The organism is Streptomyces sp. DH12 (assembly GCF_020873895.1).
Lineage (GTDB): Bacteria > Actinomycetota > Actinomycetes > Streptomycetales > Streptomycetaceae > Streptomyces.
This window is the reverse complement of sequence record NZ_JAHWGT010001209.1, coordinates 1-437: the sequence shown is the minus strand read 5'-3', so window position 1 is coordinate 437 and position 437 is coordinate 1. Positions and strand designations below refer to the sequence as shown.

Annotated in this window: 1 protein-coding gene; it reads right to left on the bottom strand. The window is 72.5% G+C overall.

Annotation, left to right across the window (positions count from 1 at the left end; all coding sequences use genetic code 11):
* Window positions 1–437: DUF2804 domain-containing protein (locus LPA54_RS39285; RefSeq protein WP_228985176.1), on the bottom strand; the 437-nt coding region annotated here is incomplete at both ends.

Sequence of the window (437 nt, the reverse complement as noted above, 5' to 3'; positions counted from 1 at the left end):
CCCAGGAGCCGTCGTCGGCGCGGGCGCGCCCCGTGAAGCTCCCGAAGCACTGGTGCGTGTCGTTGGACACCACCAACAGGCGCGTCCTGGCGGTCCGTACGTGGAAGGGGCGGAACTCCGCCTCCACCCGGGGCCCGGTGATCCGCCACGGCCGCAGCCAGTCCGCGCGGTCGTACTCCCAGACGAGATCGTCGCCGATCTTGTGCAGCCGGCCGTCGAGGAACAGGGCGTTCTCCGTCGAGCCGGTGCCGTCGGTCCACCGTCCTCCGAGCTGAAGCGCACGCCCGGGCGCGCAGCCCGCCGCCCAGTTCCAGGACACGGAGTACGGCCACTTGCCGCGCCCGTGGTCGAGGACGGCGAAGGAGTCGGCGGCGTCGAAGACGATGTCCCGCGAGCCGAGTCGAAGTCGGCCCCGGACGGGACGGCCCAGGTCCTTC